This is a genomic window from Marivivens donghaensis (assembly GCF_030410045.1).
Taxonomy (GTDB): Bacteria; Pseudomonadota; Alphaproteobacteria; order Rhodobacterales; family Rhodobacteraceae; genus Marivivens; species Marivivens donghaensis.
Genome location: NZ_JAUFRA010000005.1, coordinates 205,298 through 223,165, shown reverse-complemented (window position 1 = coordinate 223,165; position 17,868 = coordinate 205,298). Strand labels below are relative to the sequence as shown.

The window sequence follows — 17,868 nt, the reverse complement described above, 5'->3', positions numbered from 1 at the left end:
CTCAATCCCCAAGTTTTAGTAAATAACGCGGTCTGAATGGCGCGAGTTGCCTTGCCCAAAGGGGGCGGAACGCGCTATTTGGAGGGGAATTGAGAACAAGAGTTGAGGGCAGAAAATGCGCCGTGTCGTCGTAACCGGATTGGGCCTTGTCACACCGTTGGCGGATGGGGTTGAAGAAACCTGGACTCGTCTGTTGGACGGACAGTCTGGCGCTGGCCGTATTACGGGCTTTGATCCCGAAGGACTGGGCACCACCTACGCCTGCGAAGTCAAACGCGGCGACGGCTCTGATGCGACCTTTAACGCTGACAAATACATGGAACCCAAAGAGCAGCGTAAGGTCGATGACTTTATCCTCTTTGGCTACGCTGCCGCGCTTCAAGCGGTCGAGGATTCGGGCTGGAAACCTGAGGCTGATGCCGACAAAGAACGCACTGGCGTTCTCATCGGCTCTGGCATCGGTGGTCTGAAATCCATCGCCGACACCGCCGTGATGATCGAAGAAAAAGGCCCGCGTCGCGTGTCGCCGTTCTTTATCCCCGGTGCGCTGATCAACCTGATCTCAGGTCAGGTGTCGATCAAATACGGCTTTAAGGGTCCGAACCACTCTGTCGTGACTGCATGTTCCACGGGCGCTCACGCCATTGGTGACGCGGCTCGCTTGATCAAATACGGCGCGGCTGACGTGATGGTTGCTGGTGGCGCTGAGGCTGCGATCTGCAAAATCGGTATCGCTGGGTTCAACGCCTGTAAGGCGCTGTCGACCAAACGTGCGGATGAACCGACCAAAGCATCCCGCCCTTATGACGCGGACCGCGATGGTTTCGTAATGGGCGAGGGCGCAGGTATCGTCGTTCTCGAAGAATACGAACACGCCAAAGCACGCGGCGCGAAAATCTATGCCGAGGTGCTGGGCTACGGCATGTCGGGTGACGCGTATCACATCACCGCTCCGTCCGAGGATGGCGAAGGCGCTGGCCGTTGTATGGCTGCCGCTCTCAAGGACGCAGGTCTGGAACCGTCGGCGATTGACTACATCAACGCACACGGCACCTCGACCATGGCGGACACCATCGAACTGGGCGCGGTCGAACGTATGCTCGGCGATCACGCTGGCAACGTCACCATGTCCTCGACCAAGTCGATGACGGGTCACCTCTTGGGTGCTGCTGGCGCGATTGAGGCGATCTTTTCGATCCTTGCGATCCGCGATCAGGTCGCACCGCCGACGATCAACCTTGATAACCCTGCTGTAGAGACCCCTGTTGACCTCGCGCCGAACAAGAAAGTCGAGCGTAAGATTGACGTGGCTCTGTCGAACTCCTTCGGCTTTGGCGGCACCAACGCGAGCGTGATCTTCGGGAAAATCAGCTAATGTGGCGTAACATCGCGTCCAACGCGCTGTCGTTCCTGATTGTTCTGCTGTTTGTTCTGGGGGGCATCGTCCTCTGGGGCAAATCGCAGTATCGCGCTGAAGGCCCTCTGGAGCAGGCGATCTGCCTTGAGGTGCCGAGCGGGACGAACTTCCGTCGCGTTGCGGACAATCTGGATCAGCAGGGCGCGATCTCGTCCAAGATGATTTTCAACATGGGCGTGGATTACACAGGTGCGGGCAGCCAGCTGAAGGCGGGCAGCTTTATCGTGCCAGCAGCGGCCTCGATGGAATCGATCATCGATATCATCACCCGCGGCGGGCAGAGCACCTGTGGCACCGAAATCCTCTACCGTATCGGCGTGAACGCAGCGACCGTAGAGGTCCGCCAGATGGACCCCGAAACCGCCCGTTACGATGAGGTCGCGGATTTCGAACTCGGCTCTGACGTGCCAGAGATTTACACCACCGTGGCGGGCCAAAACGACACCCGTTTCCGTATCGCCATCGCCGAAGGTGTGACCAGCTGGCAGATCATGACCAGCCTTAATGCCATTGATACGCTCGACGGTGATGTGGATGTGATCCCAGCAGAGGGCTCTTTGTCGCCCGACAGCTATGAATTCACCAAGGGCGCAAGCGTTGCCGACATCCTGTCCCGTATGGAGGCCGCACAGGCGACCATCCTCGCGCAGGCATGGGAAAACCGCGCAGATAACCTGCCATTCGACACCCCCGAAGAGGCGCTGACCCTTGCCTCTATCGTGGAAAAGGAAACTGGCATCGCGTCGGAACGTCCGCTGGTGGCTTCGGTCTTTATCAACCGTCTGGAACAGGGCATGCGCCTGCAAACGGACCCGACCGTCATCTATGGCATCACCAAGGGCCAAGGCACCTTGGGCCGTGGTCTGCGCCAGAGCGAACTACAGCGCGAAACGCCCTATAACACCTATGTTATCAACGGCCTCCCGCCGACCCCAATTGCCAACCCCGGCAAGGCCAGCATCGAGGCGGTCCTGAACCCTGAACAGAGCGACTACATCTTCTTTGTCGCGAAAACGCTGAACCCTGCGGACGGTCACGTCTTTGCGGCCACTCTGAACGAGCATAACCGCAACGTTGCCGCTTACCGCGAATTGGAGCGCGCAGCGAATTGATGCGAACGGTCGGTTAACCGGTCCTTCGCACCCTTCGGGTAAAGTCATCACAGGCTAGAAGACGCAGGGCGGTCCTTTTGGGCCGCCCTTTGTCGTTTCTCGATCTGGCGGGGCAACCGATAGGGAACAACCAATGATAAATCGGGACCAACAACAGGCAGACCAAAAGCGATCACGCCTCTCAGAGGTGAGCGAGGTCTACGACAGCACCTTGAAACTGCTGCATGAATTGATCGCAGAGGCAGAGGTCGGCAACACCGACGCGCCGAAAAAGGCCACCGCACAGCTTGCTGTTTTGCAAGAGATGTTCGTGCGGGTCCGCAAAGCCGAAGAGGCATTCCACGACAAATACAAAGAGGGTCCAGAGAATGGAGAAATCGACTTTGACGCCGTGCGGGTGTCGCTCGGGTGCAGACTTGATCGCATCAGGAACGCCCACAGAGCAGACGGAGTTTCTGAATAAACTCACACAGGCAGAGCTTCGCGCTCTGCCCTTTTTGTTCGACTTCTGGGCCTTGGACCATCAGGTGCCGCCATCAGGCGATTGGCGCACTTGGGTGATCCTTGGCGGGCGGGGGGCTGGCAAAACGCGGGCAGGGGCCGAATGGGTGAGGTCCCAAATCGAAGGCTCGCGCCCGATGGACAAAGGCCGCGCCGCCCGTGTCGCCATCGTCGGAGAGACTTACGATCAGGCCCGCGAGGTGATGATCTTTGGCGACAGCGGGATCATGGCCTGTTCGCCCCCCGACCGTCGCCCCACATGGATCGCAGGTCGCAAGATGCTGCAATGGCCCAACGGTGCCATCGCGCAGGTCTTTTCCGCCTTTGACCCAGAGAGCCTGCGTGGACCCCAGTTCGATGCCGTTTGGGCGGATGAGGTCGCGAAATGGAAAAAGGGGCAGGAAACATGGGACATGATCCAGTTTGGCCTGCGTCTGGGCGATGATCCACGGGCATGTGTGACGACCACGCCGCGCAATGCGTCAGTGCTGCGGGGCATACTCGACCGCGATAGCACGGTCGTCACCCACGCGCCGACCTCTGCCAACCGTGCGAACCTCGCCGCTGGGTTTTTGGACGAGGTGCAGCGCCGCTATGCGGGCACTCGGCTTGGTCGACAGGAATTGGACGGCGTGCTCTTGGCTGATGCCGAAGGGGCGCTCTGGACCTCGCAGATGCTCGAAACCTCGCGGGTGGATCGTATTCCGCAGTGCGAACGCGTTGTCGTCGCCGTCGATCCGCCTGTCACGGGGCATAAGGGGTCAGACGACTGCGGGATCATCGTGGCCGGCGTTGTCACCGATGGCCCGCCGCAAAACTGGCGTGCCTATGTGATTGAGGACGCGACCGTCTCTGCAGCGTCACCGTCGCAATGGGCGCAGGCGGCGGTAGATGCGCTCCACCGTCATGGGGCCGACCGTATGGTGGCCGAGGTGAACCAAGGCGGCGCTCTGGTCGAAGAGGTCGTTCGCCAGATCGACCCTCTTGTCCCGTATCGCCCCGTTCGTGCGTCAAAGGGCAAGGTTGCCCGCGCTGAACCCGTGGCTGCCCTCTACGAACAGGGGCGGGTGCATCATGGGCGTGCCTTGGGGGCGCTAGAGGATCAGATGTGCCTGATGACCGCCAATGGGTTTCAGGGGCAGGGCTCTCCTGATCGAGTCGACGCCCTCGTTTGGGCGCTCTTTGATCTGATGATTGCCCCCGCCGCAACATGGCAAGCCCCCCGTGTGCGTCACCTTTGACGCCCTGTTGCGCCCCCCTGCGCACGCTGCGTTGGGGGGATGTGAACACCTTTCCTGCATATTGGCTCCAACGACGCAATTGGGGCTGAAACGAAGGAGCGATGGATGTTTGACTTTCTAAAGCGTGGCACGGCGCAGGACGCCCCTGTTGAGGCCAAAGCCTCGGCCACGGGCAAGGTGCTGGCGATGGGCGCTGGCCGCGCTGTCTGGTCCGCCCGCGATACGGTGACGCTGACCAAATCGGGCTTTACCCGCAATCCTGTGGGGTTTCGTGCGGTGCGCATGATCGCAGAGGCTGCCGCCGCGCTGCCCTTGATCCTGCAAGACCGCGACCGCCGCTATGACGCGCATCCTGTTGCTGACCTCCTCGCCCGTCCGAACGCAGCCCAAGGCCGCGCTGAACTGCTCGAGGCGGTCTATGGCTACCTCCTCCTATCGGGCGACGCGTATCTAGAGGCCGTGGGCGATGGCAGCCTCCCCGTGGAACTCCACGCCCTGCGCCCCGAACGTATGTCCATCGTCCAAGGCGCGGACGGCTGGCCCATCGGCTACGACTACACCGTCGCGGGCAAGAAACACCGTTTCACCGTGGGCGAGGGTGCAAGCCCGATCTGCCATATCAAATCCTTCCACCCGCAAAACGACCACTACGGGTTTTCCCCGCTCGAGGCCGCGGCCTCTGCCATCGACGTGCATAACGCGGCGTCGAACTGGTCAAAGGCGCTCCTTGATAATGCGGCGCGTCCGTCTGGCGCGATTGTCTACAAAGGGGCGGACGGTCAGGGCAGCCTCAGCAGTGACCAATACGACCGCCTCTTGCACGAGATGGAAACCATGCACCAAGGCGCGCGAAATGCAGGCCGTCCGATGTTGCTAGAGGGTGGGCTGGACTGGAAACCGATGGGCTTTAGCCCCTCGGATATGGAGTTCCAGAAAACCAAAGAGGCCGCCGCCCGCGAGATCGCGATTGCCTTTGGCGTGCCGCCGATGCTGCTCGGTATCCCTGGTGACGCGACCTACGCCAATTACCAAGAGGCCAACCGCGCGTTTTATCGCCTGACCGTCCTACCGCTCGCCACCCGCGTGACCTCTGTCATTGCCGATTGGCTGTCGGATTTTACGGGCGAACGGATCGACCTGCGCCCCGACCTCGACCAGATCCCCGCACTCGCCACCGAACGCGAGGCCGCATGGCGGCGTGTGGGCGATGCAACCTTTCTGACGGCGGCGGAAAAACGGGCGCTCTTGGGCCTGCCCGCGATTGAGGTCGGCGATGCAGGATAACATCGTGCCGCTCCCCAATCGCTCCGCCCCCGTGAACGACTTTTGGTTCGCTCAACTCGAAGCCCGCCTGAGCCGAATTGAGGCCATAGTGGCCAAAGTCGAAGGCCTCTTGTGGCTGGTTATCGCGTCCTTCGCGCTGATCTCTGGGCTGGAACTCATCCGCATTGTGACAGGATAGAATGATGGAATTAGAACATAAATTCAGCCGTTTATCGGGTGATATTGCGCTAAAAGATGGCCATATCATCGAAGGCTACGCATCCCTCTTTGATGCTGTCGATCAGGGCAACGATGTGGTCGCCCGTGGCGCCTATGCTGCGTCGCTGGCGAAACGGTCGGGCGTGAAAATGCTCTGGCAACATGACCCCGCGCAGCCCATCGGCATCTGGGACGAAATCCGGGAGGACGACCGTGGCCTCTGGGTCAAAGGCCGCATCCTCACCGATGTCGAAAAGGGCCGCGAGGCGGCTGCGCTGATCGCAGCGGGCGCCATTGACGGGCTTTCCATCGGCTATCGCACGGTGAAATCCACGAAAACCAACCACGGCCAGCGCCTCTTGACCGAGGTGGAGCTGTGGGAAGTGTCGCTCGTCACCTTTCCGATGCTGCCCGAGGCGCGCGTTGCTGGTAAATCCGACGATGCGCTGACCACTGATCTTCGCGATCTGGCCGATGCGTTTCGGCAGGCGAGAGCCGCGCTGATCCCCGACTAACCGACCCATCCGAGAGGACCGAAAATGACCAAACCCGAGGCCACTCCTCGGGCCGGAGAAGACATGTCTCCGGTCCAAGACCTGAAATCGGCGATCACCGATTTCGTAAGCGAATTCAAACAGTTTTCTAACGGCGTTCACGCCAAACTTCAGCAGCAGGAAGACCGCATGACCAAATATGACCGTAAATCCCTGATGGCGTCGCGCCCCGCGCTTTCGGGCGCTGAGATGATCGAGGCCCCGCACCAAAAAGCCTTTGCCGCCTACCTCCGTTCGGGCGAGGATGAGGGCCTTCGTGACTTGCCGCTTGAAGGCAAGGCGATGTCGACCGCCGTGGCGGCAGACGGTGGCTACCTCGTTGATCCGCAGACCTCTGACACGATCAAATCGGCGCTCACCGCGACCGCATCAATCCGCGCAATTGCCAACATCGTGACCGTTGAATCGACCTCTTATGACGTGCTGATCGACCACACAGAGATGGGCTCTGGCTGGGCGAATGAGGCCGCGAACCTGTCCGAGACGGCCACCCCGCAGATCGACCGCATCACCATTCCCGTCAACGAACTCTCGGCCATGCCGAAGATTTCTCAACGACTCCTCGACGACAGCGCCTTTGACATCGAAGGCTGGCTCGCAGGCCGTATTGCCGACAAATTCGCCCGTTCTGAGGCGTCCGCGTTCGTGAACGGTGACGGCGTGGACAAGCCCAAGGGTTTCCTCGACTACCCGACCGTGGACGAGATGATCTGGACCTGGGGCAACATCGGTTACGTGGTCACGGGCACCGCTGGCGCGATTGATGACGGCGATCCGATCATCGAACTGGTCTATGCGCTGGGTGCTGAATACCGCGCCAACGCGACCTTTGTGATGAACTCCAAAACCGCGGGCACCGTCCGCAAACTCAAAGACGCCGACGGTCGTTTCCTCTAGTCCGATGGCCTGAGCCAAGGCGAACCCGCGCGTCTCATGGGTTATCCTGTGCTCATCGCTGAGGACATGCCAGATGTGGCGGCGGACGCAATGGCGATTGCCTTTGGTGACTTTGCCAACGGCTACACCATCGCCGAACGCCCTGACGTGCGCGTGCTGCGCGATCCGTTCTCTGCGAAACCGCATGTTCTGTTCTACGCGACCAAACGTGTGGGCGGCGCGGTGAGCGACTTTAACGCGATCAAACTGCTGAAATTCGGCACCGCCTAAGCGGGCTGATCCACGGGCGGCGGAGGCCGCCCCACGGTCCGCGCGGGGCAACTGACCCCGCTAGCATGTCCCCGCCCGAGAAGGGCCAGTGACCGCGCGGACCTCAACCGACCGGAATTTCGGAGAGATGTGATGATGTTAGTCGAACAGACCACGGCGCCCCTCGCGGCGCTTCCGGTCGCTGAATTCAAAGACCATTTGCGACTGGGGTCGGGCTTTGCCGACGATGGTTTGCAAGACGGCGTGCTGGTCGCGGCGCTCCGTGCGGCCCTTGCCGCGATTGAGGCCCGCACAGGGAAAATCCTGATCCAGCGCGACTTTAGCTGGACGGTTTATCGCTGGCGGTCGACCTCTGACGCGGTGCTCCCTGTGGGGCCTGTCTCTGCCGTCACATCGCTGACCTTGATCGACCGTCTGGGGGCTGAAACGCCCGTGTCGCAGTCGTCGTGGGTGCTGGTCGCTGACCTCCATCGTCCGCGCCTCGTGGCGCTGGGTCTGGCCTTGCCTATGATCGCAACGGGCGGCTCTGCGCGGATGAATTTCGTGGCAGGCTATGGCCCGAACTGGTCCGACATCCCCGATGACCTGGCCCAAGCCGTCCTCATGCTCGCTGCCCACTTCTACGACTTCCGCCACGGCGAAACCGCTGGTCGTGACCTGATGCCGCCGATGGTGGCCTCGCTCGTGGAACGCTATCGCACCCTGCGGTTGGGAGGCATGGAATGACCCTGCCGATCCTTTCGCGCAAACTCACGCTCGAAACGCCGATCCGTGTGGCGGACGGGGCAGGTGGCTACAGCATCGACTGGCAACCCATGGGCACGCTCTGGGCCGAGGTGAAGGCCCGTACAGGTGCCGAAGGGTCGGGCGTCGCGGTCCCTCTGTCGAAATCACGGTTCACCATGACCGTGCGTGCCGCCCCCATCGGATCGCCTTCGCGCCCGCGCCCTGAACAGCGGTTCCGTGCTGATACACGCCTCTTTGCGATTGATGCGGTGGTGGAACGCGACGTGGATGCGCGGTTCCTGACCTGCTATGTGACAGAGGAGGTCGCCGTATGACCTACGCCCTCTCTGCCGCGCTGCAATCGGCGGTCTACGCAAGGCTCACCGACCAGATCACCGACACGCCCGTCTATGACGCGCTGCCCACAGGCACGCTGCCCGCGCTCTACATCACGCTCGGTCCCGAGGTGGTCAAGGATCGCTCTGATCAAACGGGCCACGGGGCGGATCATGATTTCAGCGTCACGATCGCCACGGAGACCGCAGGCTTTGCCGCCGCGAAACTGGCCGCTGCAAAGGTGTCTGATGCGCTCCTTGATACGACACTGACGCTCACCCGTGGCCGCATCGTTGCGCTGAATTTTCTGCGGGCGAACGCGTCCCGCGTGGATGGCAGCAGCATCCGCCAAATCACCCTGATCTTCCGCGCCCGCGTCGAAGACCTCTGACCCCTCACGACAGGAGAAATCCCATGGCAGCCCAAAACGGCAAAGACCTATTGATCAAGATGGACATGACTGGCGACGGTCAGTTCCAAACCACCGCTGGCCTGCGGGCCACGCGCATCAGTTTCAACGCGGAAACCGTGGATGTGACGAACCTCGACAGCCAAGGCGGCTGGCGCGAACTCCTTGCGGGCGCTGGTGTCCGTTCGGCGAGCCTCTCTGGCTCTGGCGTGTTCAAAGATGACGCCACCGACGAACGCGCCCGCCAGATCTTTTTCGATGGTCAGATGCCCGATTTTCAGGTGATCATCCCCGATTTCGGCACCATCGAAGGCCCGTTCCAAATCACCGCCATCGAATACGCAGGTACTCATAACGGCGAGGCGACCTATGAGCTTTCGCTCGCCTCTGCGGGTGCGTTGACCTTTACGGCGGCTGTCTGATGGCGAACCCCCATGCAGGCGAAGTGACCCTGACCCTCAACGGCACCGCATACCCGTGCAAACTGACGCTCGGCGCGCTGGCTGAACTTGAGGCAGAGTTGCAGACCGGAACCCTGATCGACTTGATCGACCGCTTTGACACGGGCGCGTTTTCTTCGCGCGATGTGTTGGCCTTGTGCGTTGCGGGCCTGCGTGGGGGCGGGTGGAGCGGCAGCAGCGCCGACCTCCTCACCGCCGATATCGCGGGCGGACCCGTGGGGGCGGCACAGGCTGCGGCCCTCATGCTCGCCCGCGCGTTCACGCCGGTGGCCTGAATGGACTGGGCGGGTCTGATGCGGTTGGGCCTGCGCGGTTTGCGCCTGTCCCCGCGCGAATTTTGGGCGCTGACGCCAGCAGAGCTCCTGCTCATCGCGGGGCTGGATGCTGCATCGCCCGCCATGGGCCGCGCCCGATTGGCCGAACTGGCCTCCCTTTATCCTGACGAAAGGACCACGAGATGAGCGATTTCGACCGCTTGGATGATCTGGACACGCAGCTTTCATCGCTGGAAACCAGCATGGGCGAGGCGTCCACGATGACCGCCGCCTTTGATGCGCAACTGCGCGATATCCGCCAAACCTTGGGCGATACGACCCGCGATCTGGGTAATCTGGATGCGGGGTTTTCGCGTGGGCTGCGCAAGGCCTTTGATGGCGTGGTCTTTGACGGTATGAAACTCTCGGACGCGCTGTCCTCCCTGGGCAAGGCGATGTCGAACACGGTCTACAACGCCGCGATGAAGCCCGTAACCGATCATTTCGGCGGGATGCTCGCGGGTGGGCTGAACGCGCTTGTGTCGTCGATCATGCCCTACGCGCAGGGCGGTGCCTTTACCCAAGGCCGCGTCATGCCCTTTGCCAAAGGCGGCGTCGTCACCAGCCCGACCACATTCCCCATGCGCGGCGCCACGGGCCTCATGGGTGAGGCAGGTCCAGAGGCGATCATGCCGCTGACCCGTTCCGCAGATGGTCGTCTGGGCGTTCAGGCGCAGGGGGGCGGCACGGTCCACGTCACGATGAACATCACCACCCCCGACGTGCAGGGGTTCCAACGCAGCCAGAGCCAGATCGCCGCGCAAATGTCGCGGGTGATGAGCCGTGGCCAACGCAATCGCTAAGGAGGCCACAATGGGGTTCCATGATATCCGCTTTCCCGTCTCGCTGTCGTTCGGCTCTGTCGGCGGTCCAGAACGGCGCACCGAAATCGTCACGCTCGCCAATGGTCACGAGGAACGCAACGCGCCGTGGGCCCATTCGCGTAGGCGCTATGACGCTGGGCTGGGCCTGCGGTCGATGGATGATATCGACGCGCTGATCGCGTTTTTTGAGGGCCGCAAAGGGCAGCTCTATGGCTTTCGTTGGAAGGACTGGGCCGACTACAAATCCTGCGCCCCCTCGCGTGCGCCTTCTGGCATCGACCAACTGCTTGGCATCGGGGATGAGGTCACATCGACCTTTGCCCTGCGCAAGCTCTACACCTCTGGCGCGGGCAGCTATGAGCGTCCGATCACGAAACCCGTCCTTGGCACGGTGCTGGTGACGCTGGGCAATATCCCCCAGCAAGAAAGCATCGACTACACCGTCGATTACACGAACGGAGAGATCACTTTTGCCCATCCGCCAGACATTGGGGTGGACATCCGTGCGGGCTTTGAATTCGACGTGCCTGTGCGGTTTGACACGGACGCGATCCGCATCTCGGCTGCGAATTTCAACGCGGGCGAGGTGCCTGATATTCCCGTGGTGGAGGTGCGCCAATGACGCTCCTTACGCACCTTGCCACAGGCACGACAACCACCTGCCGCGCATGGGCCGTGACGCGGAGCGATGGCGTGACCTTGGGCTTTACCGACCACGACCGCGACCTGTCATTCGACGGGATCAGTTTTCGCGCGGATACGGGGCTGTCCGCGCAGGCCATCGAACAATCGACGGGTCTGTCTGTCGATAACACAGAAGCCATCGGCACCTTGACCGACACCGCCATCACAGAGGCCGACATCATCGCGGGCCGCTATGACGGGGCAGAGGTGCGGTTCTGGATCATCAATTGGGCGGACACCTCAGAGCGGCTCTTGCTGTTTCGCGGCAGCATCGGGGAAATGCGCCGCAACGGGCCAGAGTTCCGCGCCGAACTGCGCGGGCTGGCCGAGGCCCTCAACCAACCCCAAGGCCGCGTGTTCCAGCGCGCTTGCGCCGCAACCTTGGGCGATGCGGCCTGTGGTGTTGATCTGAACACGCCCGCCTTTCGTCATGAAACCCCAGCCTATGCCGTCGAACGCAACCGCGTCTTTTGGACCGACCCGCTGCCACAGGCAGAGCGGTGGTTCGAAAAGGGGCGTCTGACGGTCATGTCGGGGGCTGCCACGGGCCTCTTTGGTCTGATCAAGGCAAACCGTATCGACGGTCCCCGCCATCTGATCGAACTATGGCAGCCCCTCGGGGCAGAGGTCGCGGCGGGCGATTTGATCCGCCTTGAGGCGGGCTGTGATAAACGCATGGCGACCTGTCAGGCAAAGTTCGACAACCTCCTGAATTTCCGCGGCTTCCCTGACATCCCAGGCGAAGACTGGCTGGTCTCCACCCCACGCCGTGCTGGCAGCAACGATGGGGGGAGCCTGAGATGAACCCGATTGTCACCACCGCCCGCGATTGGATCGGCACCCCTTACAGGCATCAAGCCTCGTGCAAGGGGGCGGGCTGCGATTGTCTGGGGCTGATCCTTGGCCTTTGGCGTGCGCATATCGGCCCGCTCCCTGAACCCGTGCCTGCCTACAGCGCGGATTGGTCCGAACCCCAAGGGCGCGAGGTTCTCTTTGACGCGGCCCTGCGCCACTTCACACCGAAACCTGTGACAGACGCCGCTCTCGGTGATCTGATCCTGTTTCGGATGCGCGACGGATCGGTTGCCAAACACCTCGGTCTGCAATCGCAGATCGGGGCGCATCCTGCATTTATCCATTCCTACACGGGCCACGGCGTGATCGAGAGCCGCCTGACCCTACCTTGGGCCCGTCGCATTGCGGCGCGGTTTTCCTTTCCTGAAAGGGGGCTTTGATGGCGACGATTGTTCTTTCTGCGGCAGGTATGGCGCTGGGTGGGTCCATCGGGGGCACCACGCTTGGCTTGTCGAACGCGGTGATCGGCCGCGCCATCGGCGCGACCTTGGGCCGCGTCATCGACCAGCGCGTGATGGGCGGATCGGATGCGGTCGAAACAGGCCGCATCGACCGTTTCCGTCTGACGGGTGCGTCCGAGGGTTCGGCCATCCCGCAAATCCACGGGCAAATGCGTGTGGGTGGTCAGGTCATTTGGGCCACGCGGTTCCTTGAGAGCACGACCACCACAGGCGGCAGCGGCAAGGGTTCCCGTCAGCCAAGCGTGACAAACTACGCCTATACCGTCAGCCTCGCCATCGCGGTCTGCGAGGGGCCAATCACCCGCATTGGGCGCATTTGGGCTGACGGCGTAGAGATCGCCGCGGACGACCTCACCTTGCGGGTTTATAAGGGCGGCGAGGACCAGCTCCCCGATCCGAAAATCGAAGCGGTCGAGGGCACAGGCAACGCGCCCGCCTATCGCGGCACCGCCTATGTGGTGATCGAAGACCTGCCCCTTGGCCTGTTCGGTAACCGCATCCCGCAGTTCTCGTTCGAGGTGGTGAAGACCAGCGCCGACGACATCGCGCAAAAGGTCCGTGGCGTGGCCCTCATCCCTGGAACGGGGGAATACGCGTTGGCCACAACGCCCGTGACGGTGAACGAAGGGCTAGGGTCCTATCGGTCGCTCAACGTCCATACGGCGGCGGGCAAGGCGGATATTGAGGTGTCTCTGGATGCCCTAACGGACGAGGCCCCGAACCTCTCGACCGCCTCTCTCATCGTGTCGTGGTTTGGCGATGATCTGCGCTGTGGGTCCTGTCGGATCGGTCCACGGGCAGAGACGCTTGGCCCCGATCCTGTCGACATGCCGTGGCAGGTGAGCGGGGCCAACCGCGCCACCGCTGGCCTTGTCCCTTATGCCGATGACCGCCCCGTTTACGGCGGCACGCCCACCGACCAATCCGTGGTGCAGGCGATCCAATCCCTGACCGCACGCGGCATTAGTCCTGTGTTTTATCCCTTTGTTCTGATGGAGCAATTGTCGGATAACACGTTGCCAGATCCGTCGGGCGCTACGACCCAGCCTGCGCTGCCGTGGCGCGGTCGGATCACGCTTTCGCTTGCGCCCACACAATCCGGAACCCCCGATCAAACCGCCCTCGCAGAGAGCGAGGTTGCGACGTTTTTCGGCACCGCGCAAGCCAGCGATTTTGCGATCAACGGCACGTCGGTCACCTACACTGGTCCAGCGGAATGGAGCTACCGCCGTTTCATCCTCCACTACGCGCATCTCTGTGCAGCGGCAGGCGGTGTCGGCGTGTTCTGCATCGGCTCTGAACTGCGGGGGCTGACCGAAATTCGCGGGACAAACGGGTTCCCAGCGGTCGAACAGTTGTGCCAACTGGCGGCGGAGGTCAAAGCGATCCTGCCCAACGCCAAAATCACCTATGCCGCCGACTGGTCTGAATATCACGGGATGCAGCCTGCGGGCACGGCGGATAAGGTGTTTCACCTCGACGCGCTCTGGGCCGATCCGAACATCGATTTCATCGGGATCGACAACTACCTGCCGCTCTCTGATTGGCGCGATGGGTTGGATCACCTCGACGCCGACTGGGGCGATATTCGCAACCTCGATTACCTGCGTTCTAACGTCGAAGGCGGTGAACTCTACGATTGGTATTACCACTCGCCCGAGGCCCGCGCCGCGCAAATCCGCACGCCGATCACCGATGGTGAGGGCGAGCCTTGGATTTGGCGACCCAAGGACCTTCGCAACTGGTGGTCCAACCCCCATTACAACCGAATTGGCGGCGTTAAGCAGGAGACTCCGACCGACTGGGTGCCCATGTCGAAACCCATCGTCTTTACCGAATACGGCTGTGCGGCGATTGATAAGGGGACGAACCAGCCGAACAAATTCCTCGACCCGAAATCGTCGGAGTCGGGCCTGCCGTATTATTCTACAGGGGGGCGCGATGATGCCGTGCAAGCGGCCTATATCACCGCGATCCACGACCATTATGCGGACCCTGCCGCGAACCCTGTGTCGCCCGTTTACGGTGGCACGATGGTGGATATGTCGCTGGCATGCCTTTGGGCATGGGACGCACGGCCTTATCCTGCGTTTCCCAACAATCGCGACCTCTGGTCGGATGGGGTGAATTACGCCCGTGGCCATTGGATGAACGGTCGTTTGTCGGCCCGTAGCCTTGCCCAAGCGGTGGCTGACATCTGCCAGCGGGCAGGGGTAGCAGAGGTCGATGTGAGCCGCCTCTATGGTGTGCTCCGTGGTTATATGATCGACCAGACCGACACGGCGCGGGCCGCTTTGCAGCCGTTGATGCTGGCCTATGGGTTTGATGTGACCGAACGGGATGGGAAACTGACCTTTGTCACCCGCACGCCGACGCATGGGGTGACGCTTTCCTCTGATGATCTGGTGATCGGCGATCGGTTCTCTGCCATCGAACATATCCGTGCCCCCGAGGCCGAAGTTGCGGGCAGAATCCGTCTGTCCTATGTGGGGGCGGACGGCAGCTATGACACCCGTTTGGCCGAGGCGAGCCTTGCGGGTGGGGCGCAGTCCGTTGCGCGGTCAGAGGCGGGCGTGGTGCTGACCTCAGCCGAGGCGAGCCAGATCACCGACCGTTGGTTGACCGAACAGCGTATGGCGCGAGACACGGTGACATTTGCCCTGCCACCTTCGCGGATTGATGTCGCTGCGGGGGATGTGGTGACGTTGAACGGTGACAGCTATCGTATTGATCGGATGACACAATCCTTGGGCCAAGAGGTGGAGGCGACACGTATCGACACCGACGCTTACATCCCGCCCTTGGTCGATTATCTGGCAGAGACGGTTGCACCTATCACGGCGCCTTTGCCTGTGACGGGCGTTTTCCTCGATCTGCCATTGCTCACGGGAACAGAGATCGTACATGCCCCGCATTTTGCGGCGACGGCGGTTAATTGGCCGGGGGCAGTCGCGCTCTATCATTCGGAAACCGACAGTGATTACAGGCTCGCTGCCACGGCAGAGCGGCCTGCCACGATTGGCACCACGTTAACCACGCTGGACCCCGCGATGGCCGGACGGTGGGATCATGGGGCGGCGCTGCGGGTGCAATTGGTGCGGGGGGAGCTTTCCTCGACTGATCGCTTGGGCGTTCTGTCGGGCCGCAATGCGATTGCGATTGGGGATGGCAGCGCGGACGGCTGGGAGGTGTTCCAGTTCCAAGAGGCCGTGCTCGTTGCGCCAAACACCTATGACCTGCGGCTGCGGCTGCGGGGGCAGCAAGGGACCGAAGCGGTTTTCCGTCCTGCGGGGTCAATGGTGGTGCTCTTGGACGGGGCGCTCGTTCAGCCTGATTACCCGAGCAGCCTGCGTGGTGTCACACGCAGCTACCGCTTTGGTCCTGCGACCCGTGGCTATGATGACCCGACCTATCAGACGGTGACCAGCGGGTTCGCGGGCGCGGGGTTGAGGCCTTATCCCGTGTGTCATCTGACCTCGACGGGAGAGGTGACGACCTGGGTGCGGCGAACGCGGGTGGATGGCGATAGCTGGGACGCGGCTGAGGTGCCCTTGGGCGAGGATCGCGAAGCCTATGTGGTGCGCGTCTTTGGCTCTGGCGAGTTGAAACGCGAGGTGATCGTGACTGTGCCAGAGTTCACCTATTCCGCGGCTGATAAGGCCGCGGATGGTGTGACAGGCGGCTACACCGTGCAAGTCGCGCAACTGTCGGACCGTTATGGCGCGGGGCCGTATCGGTCGCTTTGGGTGGCGTGATGCGGGCGGTGTTGCTGGCTGATCTGGAACAGGGGGCGCGGGCATTGCTTGCGCGCCCTGACTGCGATTGGCCAGACCTCGCGGCTATGATGATCGCCCAGGCGCGCCTTGCCGATAAATACCGAAAACGCACGGGGCGGGCGCATCCTGACTGGGGTAATGGGACGCTCCATGACCGCGCCATCCGATTGCCTCGCGCACCTATCCGCTACCCAACCCCAGAAGGGTTTCACAACGCGCTAAGTGTTTTGCTGCAAACCTATATCGCCTCGCGCCATCAAAATCGGTGATATGGTCGATCACGGGTTTATTCTTGGACGAAATGTCCTAAGTAGGATAGTCTGACGCGAGAAAACGCAGGAGCCTGACCATGGCAAACCCGAAAACAAAACTGGCTGAAATCGATCCCGTTTGGGACCGTATCTGTTCGGAAGCAGAGGAGGCGATTAAAACCGAACCTCTGATGGGGAGCCTGCTGCACCAATGTATCCTGCACCATCATCGGTTTCAGGATGCGCTGGCCTACCGCGTGTCGATGAAGCTCGCTTCGGCTGAGATGTCGGAGCAATTGCTGCGCGAGATCGCGGATGACGCCTATGAGGCCGCACCCGATCTGACCGCTGCGGCGCGTGCGGATCTTGTCGCGACCTACGAACGCGACCCAGCCTGCCACCGTTTCCTGCATCCGCTCCTTTATTTTAAGGGGTATCAGGCGGTTCAGGCCTATCGTTTGGGCCATTACCTCTGGCAGCAGGGGCGCAAGGATATGGCGTATTTCCTTCAGATGCGCATCTCTGAAACCTTTGGCGTCGATATTCACCCTGCGGCCCGCATCGGTCGTGGGATCATGATCGACCATGCCCACTCCATCGTGATCGGTGAAACGGCGGTCGTTGGTGACAACGTGTCGATCCTGCACACTGTGACGCTGGGCGGCACGGGCAAAGAGGACGAAGATCGTCACCCGAAAATCGGTGATGGCGTTCTGATCGGCGCAGGGGCGTCTGTGCTCGGCAATATTAAGATCGGGGATCGTAGCCGTATCGCTGCGGGGTCGGTCGTGCTGAACGATGTGCCCTGCTGCAAGACCGTGGCGGGTGTCCCCGCCAAGATCGTCGGAGAAGCTGGATGTGACCAGCCCTCCGTCTCTATGGATCAACTGCTGAAAAAATGTATGGGAGAGGGTTAACCCTCTCCTTCACCCACCAGCTGGTCGTAGGCTTCTAGCGCCTTCATCCCATACATATATGCAGGTCCGCCGCCCATCAGGATGCAGGTGGCAATCGTTTCTTCTAGCTCTGCGCGGGTTGCCCCTGCGCGGACGGCGCCCTGTAGGTGGAACCCGATGCAATCGGCGCAATGGGTCACGATGCCCACGACAATCGCTTGTAATTCCTTATGTTTTACCGACAACGCGCCGTCATGCAGCACTGCGCGGTGCATATCGGTAAAGGCCTTGCCCACGTCGGGTTGGGCCTTGCGGAAGTCTTTGGTCAGTTTGGTGGTGTTGGCTAGGTAGTCTTTCCAGTCCATGTCGCGCCTCATTTGATTGGTCACCCGATGCATAGC

At 61.5% G+C, this 17,868-nt stretch carries 21 protein-coding genes and 1 pseudogene; 21 read left to right on the top strand and 1 reads right to left on the bottom strand.

Going from position 1 to position 17,868, the window contains the following annotated elements; genetic code table 11:
• Nucleotides 1–115: 115 nt before the first annotated feature.
• From fabF to cysE, 21 genes and pseudogenes are all read left to right on the top strand, one after another.
• Nucleotides 116–1,375, top strand: a complete 1,260-nt coding sequence (gene fabF / locus QWY83_RS06700) for a beta-ketoacyl-ACP synthase II (protein WP_067545659.1) — start codon at nt 116–118, stop codon at nt 1,373–1,375.
• Nucleotides 1,375–2,529, top strand: a complete 1,155-nt coding sequence (mltG, locus tag QWY83_RS06695; RefSeq protein WP_105234851.1) for an endolytic transglycosylase MltG — start codon at nt 1,375–1,377, stop codon at nt 2,527–2,529. The genes fabF and mltG overlap by 1 nt, the downstream gene beginning before the upstream one ends.
• A gap of 133 nt (nt 2,530–2,662) precedes the next feature.
• On the top strand, nt 2,663–2,992 hold the full coding sequence (locus tag QWY83_RS06690) for a hypothetical protein (protein ID WP_249945565.1): 330 nt from the start codon (nt 2,663–2,665) through the stop codon (nt 2,990–2,992).
• Nucleotides 2,898–4,271 (top strand): DNA-packaging protein, encoded by a 1,374-nt coding sequence (locus QWY83_RS06685; RefSeq protein WP_435404504.1) that lies wholly within the window; start codon nt 2,898–2,900, stop codon nt 4,269–4,271. The genes QWY83_RS06690 and QWY83_RS06685 overlap by 95 nt, the downstream gene beginning before the upstream one ends.
• 105 nt (nt 4,272–4,376) lie before the next feature.
• Nucleotides 4,377–5,555, top strand: coding sequence for a phage portal protein (locus tag QWY83_RS06680; protein WP_249945567.1), 1,179 nt, complete (start codon nt 4,377–4,379; stop codon nt 5,553–5,555).
• Nucleotides 5,545–5,733: a hypothetical protein gene (locus QWY83_RS06675; RefSeq protein ID WP_249945568.1), complete on the top strand. Its 189-nt coding sequence runs from the start codon at nt 5,545–5,547 to the stop codon at nt 5,731–5,733. The genes QWY83_RS06680 and QWY83_RS06675 overlap by 11 nt, the downstream gene beginning before the upstream one ends.
• Nucleotides 5,734–5,737: 4 nt before the next feature.
• Nucleotides 5,738–6,268 carry an HK97 family phage prohead protease gene (locus QWY83_RS06670; protein ID WP_249945569.1) on the top strand — a complete coding sequence of 177 codons (531 nt, stop codon included), beginning with the start codon at nt 5,738–5,740 and terminating at the stop codon, nt 6,266–6,268.
• Between the two features lie 24 nt (nt 6,269–6,292).
• Nucleotides 6,293–7,474: pseudogene (locus QWY83_RS06665) on the top strand (phage major capsid protein).
• A 132-nt stretch (nt 7,475–7,606) separates the two neighbouring features.
• The gene (locus tag QWY83_RS06660) at nt 7,607–8,200 is read left to right on the top strand and encodes a head-tail connector protein (RefSeq protein WP_249945570.1); all 594 of its coding nucleotides are present in this window, start codon (nt 7,607–7,609) and stop codon (nt 8,198–8,200) included.
• Nucleotides 8,197–8,535 (top strand): head-tail adaptor protein, encoded by a 339-nt coding sequence (locus QWY83_RS06655; protein WP_249945571.1) that lies wholly within the window; start codon nt 8,197–8,199, stop codon nt 8,533–8,535. Before QWY83_RS06660 ends, QWY83_RS06655 begins: the two co-directional genes overlap by 4 nt.
• On the top strand, nt 8,532–8,927 hold the full coding sequence (gp17, locus tag QWY83_RS06650) for a tail completion protein gp17 (RefSeq protein ID WP_249945572.1): 396 nt from the start codon (nt 8,532–8,534) through the stop codon (nt 8,925–8,927). The genes QWY83_RS06655 and gp17 overlap by 4 nt, the downstream gene beginning before the upstream one ends.
• 23 nt (nt 8,928–8,950) lie before the next feature.
• Nucleotides 8,951–9,367, top strand: a complete 417-nt coding sequence (locus QWY83_RS06645) for a phage major tail protein, TP901-1 family (protein ID WP_105234859.1) — start codon at nt 8,951–8,953, stop codon at nt 9,365–9,367.
• Nucleotides 9,367–9,681 carry a gene transfer agent family protein gene (locus QWY83_RS06640; protein WP_105234860.1) on the top strand — a complete coding sequence of 105 codons (315 nt, stop codon included), beginning with the start codon at nt 9,367–9,369 and terminating at the stop codon, nt 9,679–9,681. The genes QWY83_RS06645 and QWY83_RS06640 overlap by 1 nt, the downstream gene beginning before the upstream one ends.
• Nucleotides 9,682–9,867, top strand: coding sequence for a rcc01693 family protein (locus tag QWY83_RS06635; RefSeq protein WP_105234861.1), 186 nt, complete (start codon nt 9,682–9,684; stop codon nt 9,865–9,867). It begins immediately after the preceding gene.
• Nucleotides 9,864–10,523 carry an RcGTA-type gene transfer agent tail tape measure protein gene (locus QWY83_RS06630; RefSeq protein ID WP_249945573.1) on the top strand — a complete coding sequence of 220 codons (660 nt, stop codon included), beginning with the start codon at nt 9,864–9,866 and terminating at the stop codon, nt 10,521–10,523. The genes QWY83_RS06635 and QWY83_RS06630 overlap by 4 nt, the downstream gene beginning before the upstream one ends.
• A gap of 10 nt (nt 10,524–10,533) precedes the next feature.
• Nucleotides 10,534–11,166, top strand: a complete 633-nt coding sequence (locus QWY83_RS06625; RefSeq protein WP_249945574.1) for a DUF2460 domain-containing protein — start codon at nt 10,534–10,536, stop codon at nt 11,164–11,166.
• Nucleotides 11,163–12,032, top strand: coding sequence for a phage/gene transfer agent baseplate hub protein (locus tag QWY83_RS06620; RefSeq protein WP_249945575.1), 870 nt, complete (start codon nt 11,163–11,165; stop codon nt 12,030–12,032). The genes QWY83_RS06625 and QWY83_RS06620 overlap by 4 nt, the downstream gene beginning before the upstream one ends.
• Complete coding sequence (locus tag QWY83_RS06615) at nt 12,029–12,463, top strand: C40 family peptidase (protein WP_249945576.1); 435 nt, start codon at nt 12,029–12,031, stop codon at nt 12,461–12,463. Before QWY83_RS06620 ends, QWY83_RS06615 begins: the two co-directional genes overlap by 4 nt.
• Nucleotides 12,463–16,299 (top strand): baseplate multidomain protein megatron, encoded by a 3,837-nt coding sequence (locus QWY83_RS06610; protein WP_249945577.1) that lies wholly within the window; start codon nt 12,463–12,465, stop codon nt 16,297–16,299. The genes QWY83_RS06615 and QWY83_RS06610 overlap by 1 nt, the downstream gene beginning before the upstream one ends.
• The gene (locus tag QWY83_RS06605; protein ID WP_249945578.1) at nt 16,299–16,589 is read left to right on the top strand and encodes a DUF7742 family protein; all 291 of its coding nucleotides are present in this window, start codon (nt 16,299–16,301) and stop codon (nt 16,587–16,589) included. The genes QWY83_RS06610 and QWY83_RS06605 overlap by 1 nt, the downstream gene beginning before the upstream one ends.
• Nucleotides 16,590–16,669: 80 nt before the next feature.
• A complete protein-coding gene (gene cysE, locus QWY83_RS06600) occupies nt 16,670–17,488 on the top strand; it encodes a serine O-acetyltransferase (protein ID WP_249945579.1) in 819 nt (272 codons plus the stop codon).
• On the opposite strand, the gene QWY83_RS06595 is transcribed toward cysE, so the two are convergent.
• A complete protein-coding gene (locus QWY83_RS06595; protein ID WP_105234869.1) occupies nt 17,485–17,832 on the bottom strand; it encodes a carboxymuconolactone decarboxylase family protein in 348 nt (115 codons plus the stop codon). The two genes, cysE and QWY83_RS06595, sit on opposite strands and share 4 nt — an antisense overlap.
• Between the last annotated feature and the right edge of the window lie 36 nt (nt 17,833–17,868).